Below are 23,418 nucleotides of genomic sequence, written 5' to 3'. Positions count from 1 at the left end.
GTGCCTCTTCCACGGAACGTTCAGGAGTGACTTGAGGCTTTGGTGCCCAATGCCTCGGTCGGTATTTTGTAGGTTTCCTTGACCCAGATGGCCGTCACGGCGGCTGAGATGAGGCAGCAGCCAGCGGTGAAGGCAGCCACAGGAATCCAGCCGTTAGGGCCGGGCTGCACGATTGCTGCGGCGATGGTGGGCGCGAATCCGGTGACGATCAATCCCAGCTGGGAGGCCGTGGCGGCGCCGGTGTATCGGATTCGGGTTTCGAACATCTCGGCCGTCATGGCCGGTCCGAGCGGGTTGACCAGGCCGTAGCCGACCGTCATGAACAGGATGGCCGTGATGAAAATCAGCGTGATGGAGCCGGCGCTGATGGACCAGAAGAATGCGAAGGCTGCCACCGAGCAGATGATGTTGCCGGCAATGAACACCGGCTTGCGCCCGATTCGGTCCGCGAGCATGCCTGCGTAGGGCTGGGCGACGATTCCGAGGGCCGCGGTCACGATGGTGACGGTGAGCATGACAGCCGCCGGAACTCCGAACTTTCCGGAGTAGGCCAGCGCGAAGGCGGCGAAGATCGAGGACACGACGCTCCAGAGGCCAAAGAAGATGACCTTGATGATGGTGGTCCAGTGGTCACGCAGGACCACTTTCAAGGGCAGTTCACGAGAGGCTTCCTCGTCCTTCGCAGATTCGAATACCTCGGACTCGGGGAGGCGGAGCCTGATGTACAGACCGACCGCCACCACAATGATGCTGGCGAGGAACGGCAGCCGCCAACCCCAGCTCAGCAATTCGGCTTGCGGTAAGAGGGACACAGCGAGGAACGCCAGGGAGGCGAGCATGATTCCGGCAACGGCGCCCGTGTTGACCCAGCTCCCGTAGAACGCGCGCTTGTTGCTCGGCGCGTGTTCCAGCGTCATGGTGACCGCGCCCACAGACTCTCCCGCAGCGGAAGCGCCTTGCAGGGCGCGCAACACCACGAGCAGCACCGGGGCGGCAGCCCCGATCGCGGCAGTGGGCGGCAAACAGCCGATGAGGAACGTGGCGATGCCCATCATGACGAGCGTGAGGACCAGCATCTGGCGGCGGCCAACCCGGTCACCGAAGTGCCCGATGACGCCGGCGGCTATTGGGCGGACGAAATAGCCGACGCCGATGGTCGCCAAGGAAAGGGTGGTTCCCAGGGCCGGGTCGATGCCCGGGAAGAAGATCTTGTTGAAGATCAAGGCCGACGCCGAGCCGTAGATGAAGAAGTCGTAGTACTCAAGGGTGCTTCCGATGAAGCTGGCGGCGGCAGCCCGGCGGGCATGCCCGGTGCCGGAGTGCGCGGTGGAAGGGGCGATGTCAGTCGACGGCGTCAGTGCCGTCGGTGGATCGATGGGACCAGCGGTCATTGCGGATCTCCTGAAGGTAAAGGGGGAGGCTTGGGGCTCGCGGCGCAGCAGGGTTCGAGTTTCCGCCGAGAATTGTGGTCTGCATCACTCGTACAAGAATACTATGCGACTTAATACACGTCCGTCAATGCATATGCATAGTAAGATTTCGAAACGCGGTCGCGGAGATCCTGGAAAGACAGTAAATGGGCGACCTTCGCACCCGCCGTCGGGTGGATCGGCTGTGTGGTCGGTTGTGCACTTCGCCATAGGCGGAACCCGCGGAACCCGCGGAACGCGGCGGTCCGGGCGGGGAACGTGCGGCCGGGCGGTCTCAGGACCCGGCCGCACGCTTTTGCCGGGATCCCTGTACCGGCGCGCACCAGGCGGCACGGGTCGCATGGGGAACGCAAACCGCCAATGGCACGGCCTGGCACGCGATTTCAGTAGGACGTCTCTCGAGGTCCCCCAACAGGTCCTCAGGGAACGCCGTCCCCTCATGCCAGACACTCTCTATGTGCCCGTCCTGCCCGGATCGTGTCGCAAAACGGACATCGCTTTTCAGCATTCCAGGCCTGGCACTTTCCTAGGCTCGTGCGGAGGCTGGCAGAATGAAGGGGTGACGCCAGTGACTGCCTCCTCCGCTCCTGGGCTGGTCCCCGGGGCCGCAGTGGATTTTCCGCGACCCCTGAAGGGCTCTTCGACCCAGCACCTGCTCATTACGATGCTCGGTGACTTCTGGCAGAACACGGACGATTGGATTCCGGCCAAGCTCATCACGGCGTTGGCGGCATCGCTTGGAGTGTCGCCGTCCGCGTGTGCAACCGGCCTTAGCCGCTTGGCAAGCCGGGGAGTATTGGAGCAGTCCAGCGCAGGACGGACCTCGCGGTACCGGTTCACGAAGCTTGCGCGGGTCCGGCTGCGGATCGGATTCGAACAAGTGCGCTCATTCGGTGGCCAAACCAGCCCTTGGGACGGCTCTTGGACGGTGATTGCTTTTTCCGTTCCCGAGACGTCCAGGGAAATCCGTGACTTGTTCCGTTCGCGGCTTCGGTGGCGGGGATTCGCTCCGCTCTACGGCGCGCTGTGGGTGTCCCCGCGTGACCATGCGGAGGAGCTGGAAGAAAACTGTGCGTCATTCGGCGTCGAGGACTACGTCATCTTCCGGACCTCGGACCAGTCCCTGCGCGGGAAAAGCCTCATCGCGGCGTGGTCGCCCGAGGAACTTTCGGAACAGTACGAGCCCTTCATCGAAACCTACGGCCCCTGGCTTGAGAAGGCGGATGCTGGGTTGGTTACTGCTGCGGACGCATTCCGCATCCGCACGATGGCCATGGACGCCTGGCGCGCCTTTCCTTGGAACGACCCCGATCTGCCGGCAGAACTTCTGCCCGAAAAATGGCCATTGGCCGAAGCCCGCAAGATCTTCGTACGGCTGTACGACGGCCTTGCAGCTTCGGCCCTGGGCCATGTCGGTGCGATCGTTGAAGACGCCGCACCATCCCTTCGCGCAACTGCGTCATGCCTCCCTATCGAGGCCGGACGCTGACGAAACAAGGCTGATCCGCCGTGCACCTGACAAGCGAATACCTCAGGAAACGGTGCTCCGGCGTAGTTCGCTCTTCCGGATCTTTCCGCTTGCCGTTCGCGGCATGTCCTCCACGAACACCACGGTCTTCGGGATTTTGTAGCGGGCAAGTTTGCCCGCCAAATGTGCCTTGAGTTCGTCCTCCGTCAAAAGGGCTCCCTCCCGGAGCACGACGACGGCGCGTGGTACCTCTCCCCACTTCTCGTCCGGAACGCCGATGACGGCGACGCTGCCCACGGATTCTAGTTCGCTGATCGCCTGTTCCACCTCGGCGGGGTAGATGTTTTCGCCTCCGGAAATGATCATGTCCTTGAGCCTGTCCGAGACGAAGACGAAACCGTCCGAGTCCTTGTAGCCCATGTCTCCGGACTTGAACCAGCCGCCGTCTGCATAGGACTCGGCAGTGGCGTCGGGCCGCTCCCAGTATTCGTGGATGACGTTGGGACCCTTGATTTGGATTTCCCCGACCTCGCCCTGTTCGGCAAGCCCTCCGGCGATGTCGGCAATCCGGACGTCGCTGAAAAAGTGGGGGAGCCCGGATGATCCCACCTTGTCCCGGGACCGGGAGGCTGGCAGCGTGGTGGCGCCCGGCGCGGTCTCCGTCATTCCGTAGCCGTTGGAGAATCGCAGCCCGCGCGCCTCGTACGCTTCCAGCACCCGCATTGGGACGGCCGATCCGCCGCAGGTCAGCTTGTTGAGGGAGCCAAGGTCCGACGTCGGCCACGCCGGATGCTCGCAGAGCATCTGGTAGGTGGTGGGCACTCCGCTAATGGTGGTGGCCTTGTGCCGCTCGATGAGTTCCAGGGTCCGTTGCGGATCGAACTTCGACTCCAGTGACGACGGTTCCGCCCTTGAGCAGCGTGGGCAGCACTCCCATGTCGAGCGAAGCGACGTGGAACATCGGCGAGATCATCAAGGCGACGTCGGTGGAGGAGAAATCGAAGTCGACAATCACGTTAATGCAGTTCCATGTGATGTTGCCGTGGGTCAGCAGGGCACCCTTGGGACGTCCCGTGGTTCCGGACGTGTAAAGGATCATGGCGCCGTCGTCGAGACCTACTTCCACGTCGAGGTACCGGGGAGCCCCCGAGGCGAGGACATCCTCATAGTCCTCCACCGCCGTCGGGATTTCAGGTTCTCCGCGGCCGGATGCCTCTGCGGAGTCCGGGAAGGAGTCCCCGACGGCGATGCGCCGAGTTACCTGGGGTACCTTTCGCGCCGCTGGCCGCAAGTCTGCCCAGGCTCGCGGAGTGGATCAGCGCAACGGCACCGCAGTCTTGAAGCTGGAAGGTGATCTCCGGCGGGGCCAACCGCGTGTTGAGAGGTACGAAGATCGCCCCGAGCTGCCCGCAAGCAAAAAGCGTTTCCAGGAAGGCGGGATGGTTTTCGCCGAGATAGGCCACCCGGTCTCCCTTGGCCACACCTTCGACCTTGAGGGCATTGGCCAGTTTGTCCGATCGTTCAGCAAAATCCTTATAGCTGAGATACCGGTCTCCGTAGATCAACGCAATCTTGCTTCCGGACTTCGGGCGGCGACGCTGCAGCCACGATCCGATGCCAAAATTCTCCATGATGGTCCTTTCTTCTTCCCAAGCTAGACCGCTCAGCGGTCTCCGGGCCGGACGGTCTGCAAATCGTTGTTCTTCGGTTCCCGGGTCAACAGGATGAAGATGATGGAGACCACGGACATTGCAGCCCAGGTAGAAGACCACGGAACCCGTGTTCTGGCCCGAATCCTTGAAGATCTGGGCCACGATCCCCGGCGTGAAACCCCCACCAAGGAGCGTCGCGAGCTGGTATCCGAGCGAAGCTCCCGTGTAGCGGGAGGTAGTGCCGAACTGCTCGGACACGAACGCGGCCAGCGGCCCGAACAGTGTTGAGTGGATCATCAGCCCCACGGCGAAGGCCACGAAGATCAGGAAGATGTTGTTCGAGGACAATAGCTGGAACATCGGGATCAGGTAAGCGATGAAAAGCACGAGTCCGCCAATCATCACGGGCCGCCTTCCGAGCCTGTCCGAGAGTTTGCCGCCAAGAATCACGAAGGCGATGGATACGAAGGCGGCAGCGGCGAAGGCGTACAGCACGCCCTGGCGGTCGGCGCCCTTGGAGACGGCGAACGTGACCGCGAACGTTGAAAGGACCACTTGGAGGGCGAAGCCGCCGGCTCCGGCGAGCACAGTGAAGATCAGGGTCTTGGGCCGGCGCAGCACTTGGAGGAGCGGGATGACGGGCTTGGTTTCGGCGCCGGCACCGGCGTCCGCAGCCCGGGCTGCCGTTTCCTGCTCGACGGCGGCTTGGAAGATCGGGCTTTCTGACACTTTCAGCCGGACGAACATGCCCACTCCGAGTAGGACGAAGGAGAGCAGGAACGGCACACGCCACCCCCAGGCGAGGAATTGCGCATTCGGCAAGGCCGCGAAGGCGCCCATGACGAGGGTGCCTAGAACGGCGCCCGACGGTGCCCCTGCATTGACGAACGAGGCTGCGAAACCGCGCTTCCCCGATTCCGAGTGCTCCAGTGCCATCAAGGCGGCTCCGCCCCACTCGCCGCCAACCGCGATGCCCTGGAAAACTCGAAGGACAACAAGCAGGACGGCGCCCCACGGTCCGGCCACCGATGCGTCGGGGACCACGCCGATCAGCGTGGAAGCTATCCCCATGACCAACATGGAGACGATGAGCATTCCCTTTCGGCCCAGTTTGTCGCCAAAGTGCCCGAAGATGACGCCGCCCAGCGGACGGGCGACGTATCCGACGGCGAAAGTGCTGTAAGAGGCAACCACCCCTACCCAATCGTCCATTCCGGAGAAGAAGACTTTGGGGAAGACCACGGCTGCGGCTGTGGCATAGAGAAGGAAGTCGTAGTACTCAATGGTGCTGCCAAGGTAGCTGGAGGCAATGACGGTGCGCGCTTCCTTGCGCTTGGCGGCCACGTCCATGGATTGAAGCTGCGATATTTGGGACATCGTTGTTCCTTAAAGCAGGGGCGAGGGTGTTTTTGGAGGCTGTTTACTTGTAGAACCGGGCGAGGAATTCAGCCACGACCGCGGGGCGGTCCTGGCCTTCGATTTCGATGGTGCTGGCTACTTTGATCTGGGCGCCGCCCTTGACCTCGGTGACCTCGGCGATGGTGGCCTGCATGCGGATGCGGGCTCCCGCCTTGACCGGTGACGTGAAGCGGACTTTGTCCAAGCCGTAGTTCACCTTCGTGGTGACGCCTTCGACGTCGAACAATTCGCCCCAGAACGGGATGATGAAGAGAGCGTGAGGAAGCCGTGGGCGATCGGAGCGCCGAACGGACCATCCTTCGCGCGTTCCGGATCGACGTGGATCCACTGGTGATCTCCGGTTGCGTCCGCGAACCTGTTGATCTGTTCCTGGGTGATTTCGCGGTATTCTGTGACGCCGAGATCGCTGCCGGCGAGGGAAAGCAGTTTCTCGAAGTCGACGACGAGATTGGGCATTGTGGCCTCCTGTTGTGGGTTTTGATGACAATGGCTAGCGCGCAAAGGCGCTTTCGCCGGTGAGTGCGCGCCCAATGATCAGCGCGTTGATTTCGTGGGTTCCTTCATAGGAATAGACGGCCTCGGCGTCGGCATGGAACCGGGCGACATCACTGTCCAGCGTGATGCCGTTGCCGCCGACCAATTCGCGGGCGAGGGCAACGGTTTCGCGCATTGCCAGGCAGCTCTGCATCTTCGCGAGGGCCGAGTCCTGGTCGCGGTAAACGCCCGCGGCCTGCTGCTCGGTCAGCCGGACCACGAGGGACAACGACGCCGTGAGGTTGCCGAGCATGCGGGCCAGCTTCTCCTGCACCAACTGGAAGGAACCAAGGGAGCGGCCGAACTGCCGGCGCTCGCAGACATAGCGAAGCGCCGCCTCGAACGCGCCGGCTTGGATGCCCGTGGCGATCCACGCAACGTCCGAGCGCATTGCCCTGAGCATCGCGGCCACGTCCTTGAAGGAATTCACCTTGTGCAGGCGCATGGACTCGGGAACCCGGACGTTGTTCAGCGTGATGTGAGCGTTCTGCATCATCCGCAAGGACGTTTTCCGATGGATCTTCTCCAGCGTCACGCCAGCCGCCTCGCGGTCAACGAGGAACGCCTTGACCTGGCCGTCAGCAACGTCCCGGGCGAACACCGCGAGGACGTCCGCCGTCGACGCGCCTCCGATCCAGCGCTTGGCTCCGTCGAGTGTCCAGTTCCCGTCGCTTCCGCGGCGGGCCGTGGTGGATAGTCCACCGGCAATGTCCGAACCGGACTCTGGTTCCGTCAAGGAGAAGACGCCCTTGAGGGAAAAATCGACAACCTGCGGCATCCACTCGGCTTGCTGTTCCGCCGAGGCGCCTACGCGGATAGCCGTGCGGAAGAGGCCTGCTTGCGCCGTGTACCACGTCGCGAGTGAAGCGTCCGTGCGGGCCAGTTCGAAGATCCTGAACCCGTGGTAGATGCCGCGGGCCGGGATGTTCCTTGGCCCGGGACCCGTGAGTTCAGCGGGTTCCATGAGGTCCAGATCGATGAGTGGCTGGGCCAACTGGGAGGGGAACTCGCCCCGCTCCCAGTAGTCCGCCAACAACGGCCGCGCGTTTTGGTCGAGGAAATTGCGCAGCCTGCCAAGTACGTGCCGCTCGTCCGCAGTGAGGAGGGATTCGGCGTCGTAATAGTCGCAGACGTTGTAGAGGCGCTCCGCTGCCGCCGTCCCCGTGCGCGTCTCCAAGCCCATGTCAGCCCTCCAACCCGAGCAGGCGCACTGCGTTGTGCTTGAGGATCTTGGGCCGGACCTCATCCTTGAGCGGGAGGTCCGCGAAGGCGCCAAGCCACTTCTGCGGCGTAATGAGCGGGAAGTCCGTGCCAAAGAGGACTTTGTCCCGCAGCACCGAGTTGGCCATCCTGACCAGTGACTCCGGGAAGTACTTGGGAGACCAACCGGAGAGGTCGATGAACACGTTGGATTTGTGCGTAGCGATGGAGTTGGCCTCGTCCTGCCACGGTACCGACGGGTGGGCCATGATGATTTGCAGTTCGGGGAAGTCGGCGGCCACAGCGTCCAGCAGAAGCGGATTGGAGTAGGCAAGTTTGATGCCGTAGCCCCCGGGAAGGCCGGCTCCCATTCCGTTCTGCCCAGTATGGAAAATGGCCGGAAGCCCGAGCTCCTGGAGCGTCTCCCAGAGCGGGTAGAACTGTTCGTTGGAGGGATCGAAGCCTTGCAGGCTGGGGTGGAACTTGAAGCCGCGGGCCCCCAGATCGATCGCCTGGTGCTTGGCGCCCTGGATGGCTTCGGCGCCGGTGCGGGGATCCACACTGCCGAAGGGGATCAGCACGTCGTTGTTCCTTGCGGCTCCCGCGATGAGTTCCGGGATGCTGTTGGGCTCGTGTTTGAGCTGTGTGCGGGCGTCGACGGTGAACACGACGGCGGCCATATTCAGTTCGCGGTATACCTCGGCGATCCGGTCCAGCGAAGGGGAGCGGTCCTCGGCCTTGAAGTACTTGGCGGACGCTTCCGTCAGTACTTGCGGCAGGGATTCGTGGCCGTGCCCGTCCACTTCGAGGTGGACGTGCATGTCGATGGCATCAAGCTTTGCAACGTGGATGCCGGGCTCGTAGCGCTGTGCAGCCATGTCAGCGAACCTGTGCAGCCGTGGCGGCTTCGGGCTGCAGCTCCGCCGGGAGGGGCAGGAAGTCTTCGCCGACGCTTTGCAGCTTGTCGCCGAAGAGTGAGTCGAATGATTCCACGAGGTCCTGGTAACCCCAGCCGCCCTCGCGGTACTCAGTTGCGGCGGCTTCCGGGTGTGTCCACAGCTGGAGGCGGTCACCGCCGGCGCCGATGGCTTGCCCGGTGATCCCGCTCGCGGAGTCGGAGGCGAGGAAGGCAATGAGCCCGGAGACGTCGTCGGCGGTTCCAAAGCCCAGCTCGTGGCGGAAGAAGCGTGGCATGGACTCGCCGCGCTCGTCGGCTTCCACGGCTTTCTGGAAATACGGGATGGTCTTGGTCATGGCCGTGGCGGCCACGGGGATGACTACGTTGGCGGTGACTCCCGCCTTCTTCATTTCCAGCGCCCAGGTCCGGACCATGCCCACGATTCCTGCCTTCGCCGCAGCATAGTTGCTCTGGCCGAAGGTGCCGCGCTGCCCGGTGGGGGAACCGATCGCGATGATGCGCCCGGCGATGCCGTTCTCCTTGAAGTATCCGAACGCTTCCCGGGCGCACGTGAAGGTGCCGCGAAGGTGGACGTTGATGACGAGGTCGAAATCTTCGTCCGTCATCTTCAGGAGGCTCTTGTCGCGCAGGATTCCGGCGTTGCTGACCAGGATGTCCAGTCGGCCAAAGGCCTCCACCGCCTTCTCCACCAGCTGCTTTGCGGCTTCCGAGGAGCCGACGGGAGCGACGACGGCGACTGCCCGGCCGCCGTCGGCCTCGATGGTGCGGACTGCTTCTTCAGCCACCCCGGCGTCGACGTCGTTGATGACCACTGCTGCGCCTTGGAGGGCGAGTTCCCGGGCGTAAGCCAGCCCCAAGCCGCGTCCGCTTCCGGTGACAATCGCTACTTTTCCTGACAGGCTCATCGCTGCTCCTTTGCGCGTTCCGTGTGCATCCCGCCCTGCGGCGTGGGATGCTGTTCTATATCCATGAGAATACGCATAGTTGAAAATGTCAATGATTGATTTTGAATATTATTGGAGTTTGTTATGACGATCGAGGCGCAGGACGAGCAGCAGGCTGCCACGAAGGACCGGCTGGTTGCCTCACGGATCAGCCAGGACGTGGGGTTCCTGTTGGCCAAGCTGCATGTTGGCGGGTCGGCCGTGAACAACCGGGCGCTTGCCGAGTTCGACCTCAAGGAACGCTCGTACTCGGTGTTGATGCTGGCCGACAGCGGACTGGAGCCCACCCAACGGGAGCTCGCGGACTTCCTCAGCCTTGATCCCAGCCAGATTGTGTCTTTGGTGGATGAGCTTGAAAAGCGGAAGCTGGTGGTCAGAGCGCCCGGAAAACAGGACCGCCGGGCCAAGACGGTGACGGCAACCGTCCAAGGAAGTCAACTTCTGGCCCAGGCATCCGTCGCCGCTGGCCGCGCAGAGGCCAGGGTGCTCGCGTCGCTTGATGATCGGGAACTTGAGCAGCTTAGGGCTCTGCTGGGGAAGGCATTGTGGGGGTAGGCGTTGCGGGCGCTCTAGATGGCTACGAGGGTCCAGGCAAAGGCGAAGACGACCAGCAGGCTTACGCCTGCTACACCTCCGCGGCTTTCCGACCGCGTGGTCGCTCCGGTTTCGGCGTTGCATCCGCAATCGGCGGTGCCGTTGAATCGTTGTAGGAGTCTGAGTCGGAAGGCAAGGAATCCCAGGAAAAGTGCGATTACTGCAACACCTGTGATGATCGGCTGGACGTGAAGTACAAGGAGAACGGCGAGGACGGCCTCGATAGCGCACAGAGCAACGATCCCCGCGCGAGCCCGAGGCTCGTTCATGTTGAATAGCTCCGCATAGTAGGACGACAGCCTCCCCCGGGCGCGGAACTTTTGGATGGCGGGGAACAGCAGCGTCATTGCCAAGTATCCCGTTAGAGCGATCCGCAGGACGGTCATTGACTACCTGAGCGGTGTTTTCCGAAAAGGCCCGCGCTTGGCAACGACACTGGCCTCCCAACGTGCGCGGTCCTCGGGGCCGTCGTCGATTAATTCAACCCCGAGGACAATGAATGTGGTTTTGGGATTTTTGCCGCGAAATTCCTCGAGGGAGACGGGGATGAAAGTGCCATCTGGCAATTCCATGTCAAAGCTATACCCGCCATGATGATTGAGTGCGAATTCCAAGCTGATTATTCCGGTGTTGCTCGGATCAGGAGATTCCCCGGATGGATAGTCCCCTACATACTCAAGAATTAGTTTGTTTTTCACGTTAAACTCTCCTAATTTGGAATAGGCGCAGTGACGTCTTGGGGCGCTAGCAAAGCACACACTGGTTTATCGCACGATCCGGCCCGCATGTCCCGAGGCAAACGGTGCATTACACTTTGTAGTAATACCACCATACGCCGTTTATGCAGCTCATTCCGATGAATTTCTGTGCCGTGCTGACGCAATGCTGGTGAGCTGGTTCCGCGAATGCGGTCCCGGCTGCGGATGCCAATCCAGCTGCTGAAATCGCACCCACGCCGAGAGTTCCTGCTACCCCCTTTATGAAGGATCTTCTCGTGCTGGGCCGGTGAGGAACCTTGCTTTCATCACGATCCATCATGCTCATCCATTCTTTCGATGTTGCTGCTAACGCCTTCCGAAGGCGGTGTGGCGGTGGCTGCTGGATTCCAATGTGGCAACTAACGCCAATCACGGCACGTGAGCGCAAACCAACTTTGAGCCGAGTAGGCAGTGTTCGCTAGAGTTCGAGCCACTTGGGGCCGGCCCTGCCAGTGAGTTCCTGGAAGGGAAAGCGAGGCAAGGTTGGTCGGTAATGACGGTGGCCCGCCACTCGTCCAATTAGGTGACCTGCGCGCCCGAGTTGCCCCACGAATGGAAGCCGCCCCAGGTGGAGTAATACGGCGTGGAGTAGTAGGTTTCCACCGCGTTGTGGCCGACGGCCCAGTTGTATCCGTTGCGATAGCTATCGTGGACGGCGGCGGAAACGGTGTTGTTTCCGTTCCAACAAAAGTTGCCGTCCTCTTTCGTTTCAGCCTTTGCCACGCCGTAATAGAGCCAACTGCTGCCGCCCCAGAACGTGCCCGGGTTACACATGTATGGCTGAGCCTGCCATGTGTTGGCTCCGTAGGCATTTGCCGGTGGAGCTGAGATGAACCCGGAACACACGATTGTGAGAACAACGATTGTAAATCGCTTGATGTTTCTCATACTTCCCCCAAATTCATGACAGGAATTTTGAGTTGAACGTTGACTGCTCGTCTATTGGTTACTCGGCTCCAGTACAAGGAGGCTGGAGGCAACCTGTTTCCATTGACCGCCCTTGCTCGTGGCAGCCACGGCGTCAGCGCTCTTCAGCGTATTTCCCGCGATGCCGCGTGGAGATATCAACCAGGCCTGTTCGCTGTGGTCATCGTTGCCAACCCGCAGACCATATCCCTCGAAGCCCCTGACGTTGGTGCAGGACAAACCGAGTGGCTCGGCAGCTTTGCCGACGGTTGCGATGCAAATCTTGTCCGAACCGCGGGTGACAGCGAAGTATCGGGCGTTAGGGCCGGCCCCAAGAAACCGGGCGTTTGTCAGATCAGCGGCCGTTGGCCCAAAAGTGGCAATGAATGTGTCCGGCAATTTATCAGACTCCACCTGACGGGATAAGAAAGCCGGCACGACGTCTGAGGCTGATGATATCGACGGAGGAGCGTTGAGCGTTGCGGCTGTCAGTGTGATGCCGGAAACGCAGACTGCGCCGACGAGAATGGTTGCTTTTATTGAAGTGCGCATGAATTTCCCCCCCGAAATTCCAAACGTCCTTGTGAGTTCCCCGAAGCTAGCAGAAAAGCAGAAATTAAGTCAATGATGGTTTGGTCAGGCAAATGTCATGGTGCTTATAATCTCCTCTGCTCGTCGGGCATCGCCTCTGACGCGGCGTGACGGAGTTCACCCACGGCGTAGGGCGGAACGGACTAACCGCAGCTGCGTATTCGTTGATATAGACACCACCGGTTACAGGAGGTGCACGATGACTACATTGCCGGAACAAACTTTTCCCGAGGACATCCCTGACGCCCCGTCGGACGACGAAGCCCTGGACGCCTACTCGCGGACGGTGATGCACGTCGCAGAGACGGTCACGCCGCATGTTGCAGCTTTGGAGATGAGCAGCGCTCGCAGGAACGGCCAAGTCAGGATGGGAAGCGGCTCGGCTGTGGTGTTCACAGGGGACGGCTACATGCTGACCAATGCCCACGTGGTCGCCGGGCTCCGCTCCGGACGCGCAATATTCGCCGACGGAACCCATACCGACGTCGAACTGGTTGGCGCGGACCCCTTGTCCGATCTCGCTATTGTCCGGGGGCATCACACGCCGCTGCCCGCCACTTTGGGCAACGCGGAGTCGCTGCACGTGGGCCAATTGGTGATCGCTGTGGGCAACCCGCTCGGGCTGGCAGGATCCGTGACCGCGGGCGTTGTTAGTGGCCTGGGACGGTCCATTCCAGTCAGATCCGGTAGGCACAGCAGGGTCATCGAGGACGTGATCCAGACTGACGCGGCATTGAATCCGGGAAATTCCGGAGGCGCCCTTGCTGACACCAAGGGGCGAATTGTGGGAATCAACACCGCCGTGGCTGGTTTAGGCCTCGGACTCGCAGTGCCCATCAACACCACCACTCAACGGATCATCGCCGCCTTGCTGAGGGACGGCCGGGTCCGCCGGGCATACCTTGGCTTGGTGAGCACCCCTATTCCGTTGGACGCGAGTGCGGTGATCCGGACAGGCCAGAAGGAAGCGCTCCGGGTGGTGGAAGTCATCGCCGGATCTCCGGCGGAGCGGGCAGGACTGCTCGCGGGCGACCTGGTCCTCAGTGCACAGTCGCGGGCAGTATCGAGTGCTGAGAGCCTTCAAAAACTCTTGTTTTCCCAAGCGATAGGGGAGCCGTTTCCCCTGACGGTCATGCGTGACGGCAAGATCCACGATCTCGTGGCGGTCCCGAGCGAAATGACTGACACGGACTTGTGAAACAGCGCGATTCAGGAAGTGCAGGAACATGAAACAGCCGGGGCCACAGCGGTCCCGGCTGTTCTTACTTCTTCCGCATCCTCAAATGGGCCACCGGATCCACCGCGGCGTCGGATTCGTGCTTGGCACGTTTCACTGCCCGTTTTTCCTTGATGGTCTTGATGCTCTTTTTCGTTTCGTGCTGGTGCGGCGCTTTGTCAGGCATGTCATGCTCCCTAACTACGGATCTTCCCTGAAGATCCTGCAAAGAGGGTCCTGAAAGGCCCTCTCCTTGTAAGTTACGCCTGTTTCAGGCGAAAGCAACCGTGCCCGCTGGGCGCCAATAAGAGGCCCAAAACGGCTAAGCCTTGGACGCAGGGACGTCCAATACGCCCACAAACCGGGAGCCGATTCCTTCGTATTCGCTGCGTACCTCACCGGGCAGGATCCCGGGAACCTCGCTGTTGCGGTGGTGGCCACAGAAGACGTAGGTGAACTCCGGCCACCATTTCTTGGGACGTGCCGCTTCGGTGTAACCGCAGACGACGCAGCTCAGGTGCACCCACACAGGACGCTTGCCGGTGCGATTGGCGCGTGACTGCACGAGCCACTGGGGTGGATTATCTTGCAGCTCGTTCAGCTCGGCTTGTGAAAGCCTGGAGGGGATGCCGTGGCGTTGGGCCATTTCCATCGGAATATCAAGGGCCAGGGCGGCGTCACGTCTGCTAATCACCATTCAACGATACGGGACTTTCGCGGTGGCAGGACCGGGCAGGAATCCGGGCGCCAACGGACAAGCAGGCGTAGGCTGTGCTCATGACCGACGCAGCGGCCCTGCTGCCAAGCACTCCGCTCCAAAAGCGGGTCCTTGTTGTGGCTATTGTGGCTTCCTTCATCGCCATTTTGGATGGCTTCGTGGTGAACCTGGCACTTCCGGCGATTGGCCGTGAGCTGGGCGGCGGACTGGTCATCCAGCAATGGGTGGTGGATGCCTACCTTTTGACCCTTGGGGCATTGATCCTGGTTGCAGGGTCCTTGTCCGACCATTTCGGCCGGGCACGCATCCTTGAATGGGGACTCGCCGGCTTCACCCTCACCTCCGTCTTGTGCGGACTCGCCTGGAACGGGGAGGTGCTGGTGGTATCGCGGGCCCTCCAAGGGATCGCCGGTGCCCTGCTTGTCCCGAGTTCGCTTGCCATGATCGTCACGTTCTTCTCCGGGCCCGCGCAATCCAAGGCAATCGGTCAATGGTCCGGATGGACCAGCGCTGCCGCCATCGTCGCCCCGCTCATCGGCGGCGCCTCCGTGGACTTGTTGTCCTGGCGGGTGATCTTCTTCATCAATGTGGTACCCGCCGTCGCCGTGTGGCCGATTCTCGCGGGGCTCCGCAAGTCCGATGCCGCCACGGACAGGAGCAAGAAGATCGACTACCTCGGCGCGTTTCCTGGCCATGGTGGGACTCGGTGGCCCGGTCTACGCTTTCATCGAACAAGGGCGCATGGGCTGGGGGAACATGGTGGTCTGGATGCCGCTCGCCCTTGGGGCCGTTGGACTGGTTCTCTTCCTGATCCACGAAGCCAGAACCCCGGAGCCGATGCTGCCCTTGCGGCTGTTCGGCATCCGCAATTTCGGTTGGGGAAACATCGCCACGCTGGCCATCTACGGCGCCCTGTCTCTGGGCTTCTTCGCCGTAGGAATCTACTTGCAGCAAGTGGGAGGGATGAAGGCCACCACTGCCGGCATCGCGTTGCTCCCCGCGACGGTCCTCCTGATGCTCACGGCCTCATTCTTCGGCGGACTGGCGGGCAAGTACGGTCCGCGGTGGTTCATGACGGCCGGTCCGTTCATTTGCGGGATCGGGTTCCTCATGACCTTGGCCGTCCAGGAGCCCTTGAATTACTGGACGCAGGTGCTGCCCGGGCAGATCGTCTTCGGGATCGGCCTCAGCGCCTTGGTGGCGCCCCTCACGGCGGCCATCCTCGGGGCGGTACCTACCGAAGAGGCAGGGATCGGTTCCGCAGTAAACAACGCCGTGGCGCGCATCGCAGGCTTGATCTGCATCGCCTTCGCCGGGCTCATCATCGGCCCGGTCTTCAGCCGCCAAGGTCTCATGAATGCCGTGGTGGTCACCGCGGTGCTGTTCTTCATCGGGGCGGCGGCTTCCGCCGTCGGGATCCGGAATCCGGTGTTGGGGGCCGCCGTGACGGAATCTTCGGAAGGCCCAGCCCCCGACGACGGCGGTGCGGCCGCCCAGCACGCCTGACAGTTTCGTCAGCGTTCCGCGAGGACGCAACCTTCGTGAGCTGCGTCCGTGGCCACCCATAGCGAAGAAGTTACTTCATCGGCGAGATCGTAATCGCGGCTGCCCGGGCCCTTGCCGATCCGGACCACCAGCGCACCGCCAAACGGCTTGCGGCCAATCACCTGGACACTGGCATCGAGGTCTATTTCCTCGGCAGCCAGGTAACGCAGCAGCTCCGGGTTGTCGTCGCTGATCCGGGTGATCTTCCCAGAGTGGCCGTCGTCGAGTTCGATCATCCGGTGCGCGTGGGGCAATGTCACCGAACCGTCCGCCGCCGGAATGGGATCGCCGTGCGGATCGCGTCCGGGATTGCCAAGCTTCGCTGCCATGCGATCGATGAAGGTGTCTGAGACCGCGTGCTCCAGCATCTCGGCCTCGTCATGGACTTCGTCCCAGCTGTAGCCCAATTCCCTGACAAGATACGTCTCGATCAGGCGGTGCCGGCGGACCATGCCCAGCGCAAGCCGGACTCCCTGAGGCGTCAGCGTGACTGCGCTGTACGGCTGGTGGTCCACGAGGCCCTGGCCCTTGAGTTTCCGGACCATTTCCGAGACGGAAGAGTTGGCGACGCCCAGCCGCTGCGCCAGCTGCGAGGACGTGATGGGTTTGTCCTGCCACTCCGTAAAGGAGTAGATGACCTTGACGTAGTCCTCGATCGAGGAGGAGGGCGCACTGGTCTTCACGGTCCCAAGCCTATCGTGAACCGGCGCGCTCAGACCTTCCGCGCCCGCCAGCTTTGCGTGAGATAGGGCAACGGGATAACCTCGCCCTCGGAATGGCCCAGGCGCTCGGAGAGATACCACTGCAGATTCCCCATGACCTTGGCCCGGGTAGCGTCATTGGCTCTCAGGTAGTAGCTTCGCGACTTCACCAATTCGAGAATGTCGGCCGGGGTCACGGGATCTTCCCAACGCGTCCGGTGGCTCTCTAGGCCCGCGAACTCGGGGCCAATCACGGGCCGGAAATCCGGTTTGTGGACATCGCCGGCATGCATGATGCGGGACAAGCGGTGAACCCAGGGCACGGAGGTATCCAATTGGTTCCAGATCAATCCGATCACCCCCTGGGGCCGGAGGATCCGGGCGATCTCGGTGCTGGCTGCGAGGGGATCGCACCAGTGCCAGGCTTGGGCAACGCTGACGACGTCGAATGCTGAGTCCGCCAGTCCCGTCGCTTCTGCCGTTCCCTCCAAAGAGACGACCTGCGGATACATCCTGCGGAGCTGGGTGAGCATGTCCGTGGAAGGGTCGACGGCGGACACGTTCAGTCCGCGTTCCACCAGGAGCGCCGTGAATTTTCCGGTGCCGGCACCGACGTCGGCCGCGTCCCGCGCCCCGCCCGGCAAGAACCAGTCTGCGGAATCCGGGGGGTAGCCGGGCCGGACGCGGTCATAGTGTTCGCCGCCGTCCTGGAAACTCTGGCCAAGCTCAAGGCGCCGTTCCTCGTAGAGCTTGGGGCCGGCTGAGGTGCCTGTGGATCGCGGGGCCACGCAGGGACTCCTTTAGGGTGATGATGAAAAATACCCTACGAATCTACCGCAATCAGTCGGTGCTGCAGGGGGCCGCGCCTGCGGTTCCCGGAGTGTTGGGTGCCCACTCCGGGTAGCTGCGGTGGTCGTTCGAAGGCACCCAACGGCCGGCATCCACGACGTAGTCCCAGCCCAGGCCATTGCTCTTGAGCGCCCTGATCCCTGTGATGAGCCGGGTGGCGTCCTCGAGCCGCGAGCCCACGCCGAAGCTGGCGCGCAGGGATCCGGACGGAAGGCCAAGGCGCTTGAGCAGCGGGTGTGCGCAAAAGCGTCCGTCGCGCAGGCCAATGCCGTGCTCGGCTGCAAGATAAGCCGCCACCAGGCCGGCGTCGTAACCCTGAAGGGAGAAGTTCACCACGCCAATGGTGTCCTGGGGATCGGTATCGCTGAAGATGTGGTGGACGGTCACGCCCTCGATCTCGTTGAGGCCCTCGACCAAATGCGTCCGGATGGCGGCTTCGTGTGCGTGCCATTGGTCGTGGTCGAGGCCGGCAATGACTTGGGTGGCCCGGGCGAGGGTGGCAGCACCGAGCACATTCGGCGAGCCGCCTTCGTGCCTGGCCGGTCCTGTCGCCCAACTGACGGAGTCCAGGCGTGCCTCGCGGACGGCTCCGCCTCCTGCCAGATGGGGAGTGCCGGCGTCGAGCCAATCAGAGCGGCCCACCAGTACACCTGCGCCAAAGGGCGCATAGAGCTTGTGCCCCGAGAAGACCAGGTAATCAACGTCCGCGGCGGCGACATCTATGCGGCGGTGCGGAGCGAGCTGTGCGGCGTCCACCACTATGCGCGCCCCGAATTCATGAGCCAGGGCCGCAAGGGCCGTGATGGGCAGGATCTCGCCGGTCACGTTCGAGGCGCCGGTGACTGCCAGAAGGCTGATGCCACCTTGGGAGAGGGCCGTTCGAACCTTGGCGATAGTCTCCGCCAAGGTTCCCGCTGCCACAATGCTGCGGTGCGGGACGCCTTGCCAAGGCAGCAGGTTGGCGTGGTGCTCGATGTCCAAGTACAGGACTTCGCCGGTGTGCCGGCCATCCTCTACGGGCAGGCAACCGGCCAGAAGGTTGAGGGAGTCGGTGGTGTTGCGGGTGAATATGACGGAATCGTCCGCCCGGCCGCCAACGAAATCACGGACGATGTTGCGGGCGTTCTCATAGACCGAGGTGCTGATCTGGGAGGCATAGCCTGCGCCGCGGTGGACGCTCGCGTAGTACGGGAGGATTTCGTTGAGATACGCCGAAACCACGGTCAGGGCAGGTGCTGATGCGCCGTAGTCAAGGTTGGCGTAGCGGACATGGCCGCCTTGGATCAGGGGGGCCTGAAGCTCGGCCCCGGTGACGGCGGCCAATGGACGCGACGCCGTGGCGTTGCTGCCCTGCGCGGCACGGGGAGCGCCAATAGCGGAAGAAGTAAACGTGGCTGTGCTCATGGGACCTCACTCAAGAGGGACCCCTGCGTGCAGGGGGTCCGCGCTTGCCGCATCCATTCCGGACCGGCCGGGTCGTCACCCGGGGCACCCCGCCGCGATGGAGGGTTGCCGGCCAGCAAACCGGGGTTTCGCGCTGGCACTCGTGACCTATAAAAAGAGTAGGACACCCACAAGGCCGGTTCCAATGTGACCGGCGATTGTTAAGCGGATTATTACGGTCAACGAAAAATGTGCCTTCCGCCGAATAAAAAGTGGCGGACGCCCCGAAAAGGGAGCGTCCGCCGTCGATTATTCAGTGATCAGGATTGTTCAGAGGAGATCGTCGAGCTCCGGGTTCAGCCGCTTGAGGACCTCGGAGTGCAGGATCGAGTTCGTGGCAACGGCATTTCCGCCAAAGGGACCATCCGCGCCTTCCAGCGAGGTGAAGCGTCCGCCGGCCTCCGTTACGATCGGCACCAAAGCGGCCATGTCATAGAGCTGGAGTTCCGGCTCGGCGGCGATGTCCACGGCGCCCTCGGCCACCAGGCAATAGGACCAGAAATCCCCGTAGGCGCGGCTACGCCAGACATCGTTCTCAAGGCCGAGGAAGTTGTCGAGCGAACCGTGCTGCTTCCATTCGGAAAGCTCGGAGTAGGAAAGTGATGCATCCTCGATGCGTGACACATTGGAGACCTTCAGGCGGGTGGCCGCGGCGAGCGACCGGCCCATGTAGGCCCCCGATCCCTTGGCCGCCCACCAGCGCTTGCCGAGAGCCGGAGCGCTGACGAGACCCACCACTACCTCGCCCTCGTCCACCAGGGCGATCAGCGTTGCCCAGACGGGAACTCCACGCACAAAGTTCTTGGTCCCGTCGATGGGATCAATGATCCAGCGCCGCGAGCCGTGCCCCGTGCTGCCGAATTCTTCTCCGAGAACGGCGTCGCGGGGACGGGAACGGGAGAGCTGCCCGCGGATTGCCTCCTCGGCCGCCCTGTCTGCATCGGTGACGGGGCTCAGGTCCGGTTTGGTCTCTACCTGAAGGTCCAGTGCCTTGAACCGGTCCATGGTCAGGGAATCGACGGAGTCGGCCAGGACATGGGCCAGCCGCAGGTCGTCGTTGTAGCTCGAATCGGGTTGGATCATGGTTCCAAACTATCGTCAATTTGCCGGTGAAACGGGGAGGTAGGACGGCAAGGGCCACGCCGTTGCTTCGCGCTGAGGATTAGTCGGCGCTGCTTTTTGCTAACGCCGCTTTTTAGTTGACGCTGCCTAGTTCCTTGGTTTCCTGGGCTTCCAGCCGCGGGTCTGCGCCAAGGAGCCTGCGCAACGACGCGAGGCGGGCGGGACCCGACTCTCCGGCATGCCCGTCGGCGACCCACGAATCCAGGCCGCAACGGACAGCGGTTGCGTCGTGTTTGCAGCCTCGCTCGCACACTTCCGTTCCCGGTTCCAGGTCCGGGAACGCATGGAGGATGCGGTCCGGGTTCACATGGGCGAGGCCGAAGGAGCGGATCCCGGGGGTGTCGATGATCCAGCTGCCGTCGGGGGCCTCGTTGAGTTTCAGGGCAAGGGCGGAGGATGAGGTGTGGCGGCCACGGCCCGTCACCGCGTTGACTCCGCCGGTGGCGCGCTCGGCACCGGTCAGGGCATTCACCATGGTGGATTTTCCGACGCCGGAGTGGCCCAGCAGCACTGTGACCTTGCCGTCGAGGTAGTCCCGCAGCTGTCCCACAGCATCCCCATCAAGCCGGGCGGACAGGCCGTCGTCGGAACGGGCGTCGATGCCGGAGGCGCCGGCATCCGCCGTGCGGCTGATGATGATCGGGAAGCCCAGGCTCACATAGTTGGCCAGAAGCTCTGTCGGATCCTTGACGTCCGCCTTGGTGACGAGCAGTAAAGGTTCGATCCCGGCGTCGTACGCTGCCACCAAAGCGCGGTCGATAAATCCGGTGCGGGGCTCCGGATTGGCGGCCGCAACCACCACCACGAGTTGATCGGCGTTCGCCACCACGGCCCGTTCGATGGGATCCGTGTCATCGGCGCTTCGTCGCAGGAGGGTCTTGCGCTCCTGGACTCGTACCAGCCGGGCGAGCGTGTCCGGCGCTCCGGACACATCACCAACAAGTGCCACGAAGTCTCCCGGAACCACGGGGGAGCGGCGGAGTTCACGGGCGCGCGCCGCAATGACTACGCGTTCGTTGTCTGAACCCTCGCCCACTACGGCGGTGTAGCGTCCGCGGTCCACCGTGATGATGCGCCCGATCACCGCGTCGTCGTGGCTGGGGCGGTCCTTGGTGCGGGGGCGTGAGCCCTTCTTGTTGGGCCGGATCCGGACATCGGATTCATCCCAGGAACGTGCGTCTCGAGCCATCGTCAGTTGCTTGTGTCCGTAGAACCGGTGTCTGAAGAAACGGCGCCTGGAGAAACGGCGCCTGGAGAAACGGCGCCTGCGGCTTGAGGCCCAGCAGCGAGCATCGCCGCCCAGATGAGCGGAAATTCGGGCATGGTCTTGGACGTCGTGGCTATGTCTTCAACCTGGACGCCCTCGACGGCGAGCCCAAGAATAGCGCCCGCCGTCGCCATGCGGTGATCGGCATAACTGCGGACGACGCCGGAATGCAGCGTTGCGGGCCGGATGACCAGCCCGTCGCTGGTTTCCTCGGCGTCGCCGCCAAGCCTGTTGATCTCAGCGACCAGCGCTGCCAGCCTGTCTGTTTCGTGGCCACGCAAATGCGCGATGCCCGTGAGCCGCGACGGGCTCGAGGCCAGCGCGCACAGTGCTGCAACCGTGGGGGCCAGCTCGCTGGTTTCGTCGAAGTCCGCACCGAGGATTTCGGAGCCGCCCGTGACTGTCAGCGTGCCGTTTTCCAGAGTAACTGCGGCGCCCATGGTGCTCAGAATGTCCCGCCAAAGGTCTCCTACCTGGGTGGTGTTGACCGGCCAGTTGGGAATGCGGATGGTTCCCCTGGTGGCCAGCGCCGCGGCAAGGAAGGGGCCCGCATTGGAGAGATCCTGCTCGACCCGCTGGTCGAAGGCTTCAATGATGCCGGGGGCAACGCGCCAATGGTTCGGCACGGAGTCATCCACCTGCACTCCCACGCCGCGCAGGACCGAGACGGTCATGTTGATGTGGTCGAGACTGGGTACGGGCTTGCCGACGTGCTCAAGGTGGAGGCCCTCGTCGAAGCGGGCACCAACCAGCAGCAAGGCGGAGACGAACTGCGAAGAAGCACTCGCGTCGATCACCAAGTGGCCACCGTTGACGGAACCCGTGCCTGCAACCTTGAACGGCAAAGATGTAGCGGGCTGTCCGCCCTCCGTGCCCACGTCTACTCCGAGGGCCCGCAGGGCTTCGATGATGGTGCCCATGGGGCGCTGACGGGCGTGCGGATCGCCGTCGAACACGGTAGCGCCCCTGCGGAGGGCCGCAAGCGGCGGGACGAAGCGCATGACCGTGCCGGCGAGTCCGCAATCGATCGCGGCCTCGGATCCCGCCACAGCGGGGTCGATCGGGGTGATTTCGAGATCAGGGCCGTAGTGCCCGTCGCCGGGGATCTCGGTGATCGTGGCGCCAAGCTGGCGCAGGGCCTCGACCATCAGTGCAGAGTCCCGCGAATGCAAGGGTGCCCGCAGGCGTGAAGGACCGTCTGCCAATGCCGCCAGAACGAGGTAGCGGTTGGTCAGCGACTTCGATCCAGGAACGGTAACAGTGGCATCCACCGGGTGGCTGGCGAAGGGCGCCGGCCACAACGGGAGCATGGGGGCCGCAGTGCTGCCTGAATCGCCGGTCTGCGTGGCGGGGGATGCTGGCATTGCTTCTTTATGCTCCAACTGCGTTGTCTACGGCCTTGCGAACGGCGCGGTCTGTCTTCTTGATCTGCTTGCCCGTGGCCTTCTTGGCGTCCATGGCGAGGTGTTCTGCGCGCCATGCCAGGCCTGGCTTGCCCGCGGTGTCGACGGCGGCAAGCAGGACGCCGCCGGTCAGGGAGATGTTCTTGAGCAACTTGGCGCGGCGGGCGAGCCGGCCTTCTTTGGTGCTAATGTCCGCGGAACGCCACTCGACAAAGGTGTTGAGTGCCGAGATGCCCGCAAGGAGGGTGGCCGAGAACCGGGAATACTTGCCGAGGGCGAGCAACGCGCCGGCACCCACCTGGGTACCGCCGATGACCCGCGCCAGCATTTTCTCGTCCGCAGGGAAGGGCAGTGACGTCGAAGCGCGGCGGAGCAGCGGTGAGAGCTGCTTGGCAGTATCGTCTGCGTTCTTGAGCTTGTTCAGCCCGGCAATAACAAAGCTGGAAGCCAACATTGGCCTGGCGAGAAAACGGACGAGGGACATATTTTGCCTCCTGGATGGCGTGCCACGATGTTCAGGTGGTGCTGCGTTCGAATGGGGCGTAGTTCAAGGGTGCAGTCGGGTCTAGTCTTGCATCTTTGCGGAATATTTGCCCGGAACCTGCCGTTGTCAGAAGAAGGTGCGGTATTGGCTGGACCTCGGGTTGTAGTGTGCGCATTGCGCTGCGCCTGTGTCACGTCACGGAGCGGAGATGGTTTTTTGACCTTGGTTAAGGATCGCGAGGAACACTTGGCGCCT

The 23,418-nt window shown here is 62.7% G+C and carries 20 protein-coding genes, 4 pseudogenes and 1 riboswitch; of the genes and pseudogenes, 4 read left to right on the top strand and 20 right to left on the bottom strand.

What is annotated here, in order from left to right; genetic code table 11:
- Positions 1-20 precede the first annotated feature (20 nt).
- A complete protein-coding gene (locus ACF0H6_RS04925) occupies positions 21-1,391 on the bottom strand; it encodes an MFS transporter (protein ID WP_395248675.1) in 1,371 nt (456 codons plus the stop codon).
- Between the two features lie 598 nt (positions 1,392-1,989).
- On the opposite strand from ACF0H6_RS04925, the gene ACF0H6_RS04920 reads away from it, so the two are divergent.
- The gene (locus ACF0H6_RS04920) at positions 1,990-2,919 is read left to right on the top strand and encodes a PaaX family transcriptional regulator C-terminal domain-containing protein (RefSeq protein WP_395248674.1); all 930 of its coding nucleotides are present in this window, start codon (positions 1,990-1,992) and stop codon (positions 2,917-2,919) included.
- 42 nt (positions 2,920-2,961) lie between these two features.
- On the opposite strand, the pseudogene menE reads toward ACF0H6_RS04920, so the two are convergent.
- The 6 genes and pseudogenes from menE to ACF0H6_RS04890 form a co-directional block, all read right to left on the bottom strand.
- Positions 2,962-4,529, bottom strand: a pseudogene (gene menE, locus ACF0H6_RS04915) (o-succinylbenzoate--CoA ligase).
- 32 nt (positions 4,530-4,561) lie between these two features.
- Positions 4,562-5,927 (bottom strand): annotated as a pseudogene (locus ACF0H6_RS04910) (MFS transporter).
- A gap of 43 nt (positions 5,928-5,970) precedes the next feature.
- Positions 5,971-6,425: pseudogene (locus tag ACF0H6_RS04905) on the bottom strand (MaoC family dehydratase).
- A gap of 34 nt (positions 6,426-6,459) precedes the next feature.
- Complete coding sequence (locus tag ACF0H6_RS04900) at positions 6,460-7,686, bottom strand: acyl-CoA dehydrogenase family protein (RefSeq protein WP_395248673.1); 1,227 nt, start codon at positions 7,684-7,686, stop codon at positions 6,460-6,462.
- A 1-nt stretch (position 7,687) separates the two neighbouring features.
- Positions 7,688-8,581, bottom strand: a complete 894-nt coding sequence (locus tag ACF0H6_RS04895; RefSeq protein WP_395248672.1) for an amidohydrolase family protein — start codon at positions 8,579-8,581, stop codon at positions 7,688-7,690.
- A gap of 1 nt (position 8,582) precedes the next feature.
- On the bottom strand, positions 8,583-9,527 hold the full coding sequence (locus ACF0H6_RS04890; protein WP_395248671.1) for an SDR family NAD(P)-dependent oxidoreductase: 945 nt from the start codon (positions 9,525-9,527) through the stop codon (positions 8,583-8,585).
- A 123-nt stretch (positions 9,528-9,650) separates the two neighbouring features.
- Between ACF0H6_RS04890 and ACF0H6_RS04885 the strand changes: the two genes are divergently transcribed.
- On the top strand, positions 9,651-10,121 hold the full coding sequence (locus tag ACF0H6_RS04885; RefSeq protein WP_395248670.1) for a MarR family winged helix-turn-helix transcriptional regulator: 471 nt from the start codon (positions 9,651-9,653) through the stop codon (positions 10,119-10,121).
- 14 nt (positions 10,122-10,135) lie between these two features.
- Here ACF0H6_RS04885 and ACF0H6_RS04880 read toward each other — a convergent pair whose 3' ends face one another.
- The 4 genes from ACF0H6_RS04880 to ACF0H6_RS04865 all read right to left on the bottom strand — a co-directional run bounded on the left by ACF0H6_RS04880 (position 10,136) and on the right by ACF0H6_RS04865 (position 12,223).
- Positions 10,136-10,546 (bottom strand): MauE/DoxX family redox-associated membrane protein, encoded by a 411-nt coding sequence (locus ACF0H6_RS04880; protein WP_395248669.1) that lies wholly within the window; start codon positions 10,544-10,546, stop codon positions 10,136-10,138.
- Positions 10,547-10,549: 3 nt separating this feature from the next.
- Positions 10,550-10,858, bottom strand: a complete 309-nt coding sequence (locus tag ACF0H6_RS04875; RefSeq protein WP_395248668.1) for a hypothetical protein — start codon at positions 10,856-10,858, stop codon at positions 10,550-10,552.
- A gap of 579 nt (positions 10,859-11,437) precedes the next feature.
- Complete coding sequence (locus tag ACF0H6_RS04870) at positions 11,438-11,692, bottom strand: hypothetical protein (protein WP_395248667.1); 255 nt, start codon at positions 11,690-11,692, stop codon at positions 11,438-11,440.
- A 165-nt stretch (positions 11,693-11,857) separates the two neighbouring features.
- The gene (locus tag ACF0H6_RS04865; RefSeq protein WP_395248666.1) at positions 11,858-12,223 is read right to left on the bottom strand and encodes a hypothetical protein; all 366 of its coding nucleotides are present in this window, start codon (positions 12,221-12,223) and stop codon (positions 11,858-11,860) included.
- A gap of 391 nt (positions 12,224-12,614) precedes the next feature.
- On the opposite strand from ACF0H6_RS04865, the gene ACF0H6_RS04860 reads away from it, so the two are divergent.
- A complete protein-coding gene (locus tag ACF0H6_RS04860; protein WP_395248665.1) occupies positions 12,615-13,613 on the top strand; it encodes a S1C family serine protease in 999 nt (332 codons plus the stop codon).
- Positions 13,614-13,677: 64 nt separating this feature from the next.
- Here ACF0H6_RS04860 and ACF0H6_RS04855 read toward each other — a convergent pair whose 3' ends face one another.
- Positions 13,678-13,818: a hypothetical protein gene (locus ACF0H6_RS04855; protein ID WP_234747959.1), complete on the bottom strand. Its 141-nt coding sequence runs from the start codon at positions 13,816-13,818 to the stop codon at positions 13,678-13,680.
- A gap of 135 nt (positions 13,819-13,953) precedes the next feature.
- A complete protein-coding gene (locus tag ACF0H6_RS04850) occupies positions 13,954-14,328 on the bottom strand; it encodes a hypothetical protein (protein WP_395248664.1) in 375 nt (124 codons plus the stop codon).
- 74 nt (positions 14,329-14,402) lie between these two features.
- On the opposite strand from ACF0H6_RS04850, the pseudogene ACF0H6_RS04845 reads away from it, so the two are divergent.
- Positions 14,403-15,855 (top strand): annotated as a pseudogene (locus ACF0H6_RS04845) (MFS transporter).
- Between the two features lie 8 nt (positions 15,856-15,863).
- Here ACF0H6_RS04845 and ACF0H6_RS04840 read toward each other — a convergent pair.
- From ACF0H6_RS04840 to ACF0H6_RS04810, 7 genes are all read right to left on the bottom strand, one after another.
- Positions 15,864-16,577, bottom strand: coding sequence for a metal-dependent transcriptional regulator (locus ACF0H6_RS04840; protein ID WP_395248663.1), 714 nt, complete (start codon positions 16,575-16,577; stop codon positions 15,864-15,866).
- 29 nt (positions 16,578-16,606) lie between these two features.
- The gene (locus ACF0H6_RS04835) at positions 16,607-17,383 is read right to left on the bottom strand and encodes a class I SAM-dependent methyltransferase (protein WP_395248662.1); all 777 of its coding nucleotides are present in this window, start codon (positions 17,381-17,383) and stop codon (positions 16,607-16,609) included.
- Positions 17,384-17,435: 52 nt separating this feature from the next.
- Entirely contained in the window at positions 17,436-18,848 is a 1,413-nt protein-coding gene (locus ACF0H6_RS04830) for an aminotransferase class V-fold PLP-dependent enzyme (protein WP_395248661.1), read from the bottom strand.
- Between the two features lie 35 nt (positions 18,849-18,883).
- Positions 18,884-18,996, bottom strand: a riboswitch (SAM riboswitch).
- Between the two features lie 161 nt (positions 18,997-19,157).
- Positions 19,158-19,970 (bottom strand): histidinol-phosphatase, encoded by an 813-nt coding sequence (gene hisN, locus ACF0H6_RS04825; RefSeq protein ID WP_395248660.1) that lies wholly within the window; start codon positions 19,968-19,970, stop codon positions 19,158-19,160.
- A 112-nt stretch (positions 19,971-20,082) separates the two neighbouring features.
- Positions 20,083-21,198, bottom strand: a complete 1,116-nt coding sequence (rsgA, locus tag ACF0H6_RS04820; protein WP_395248659.1) for a ribosome small subunit-dependent GTPase A — start codon at positions 21,196-21,198, stop codon at positions 20,083-20,085.
- A 2-nt stretch (positions 21,199-21,200) separates the two neighbouring features.
- The gene (gene aroA / locus ACF0H6_RS04815; protein WP_395248658.1) at positions 21,201-22,640 is read right to left on the bottom strand and encodes a 3-phosphoshikimate 1-carboxyvinyltransferase; all 1,440 of its coding nucleotides are present in this window, start codon (positions 22,638-22,640) and stop codon (positions 21,201-21,203) included.
- A 7-nt stretch (positions 22,641-22,647) separates the two neighbouring features.
- Positions 22,648-23,163 carry a DoxX family protein gene (locus ACF0H6_RS04810; protein WP_395248657.1) on the bottom strand — a complete coding sequence of 172 codons (516 nt, stop codon included), beginning with the start codon at positions 23,161-23,163 and terminating at the stop codon, positions 22,648-22,650.
- Between the last annotated feature and the right edge of the window lie 255 nt (positions 23,164-23,418).

The organism is Arthrobacter sp. NA-172, assembly GCF_043952055.1.
Lineage (GTDB): Bacteria > Actinomycetota > Actinomycetes > Actinomycetales > Micrococcaceae > Arthrobacter.
This window is presented reverse-complemented; position numbering and strand designations above follow the sequence as displayed.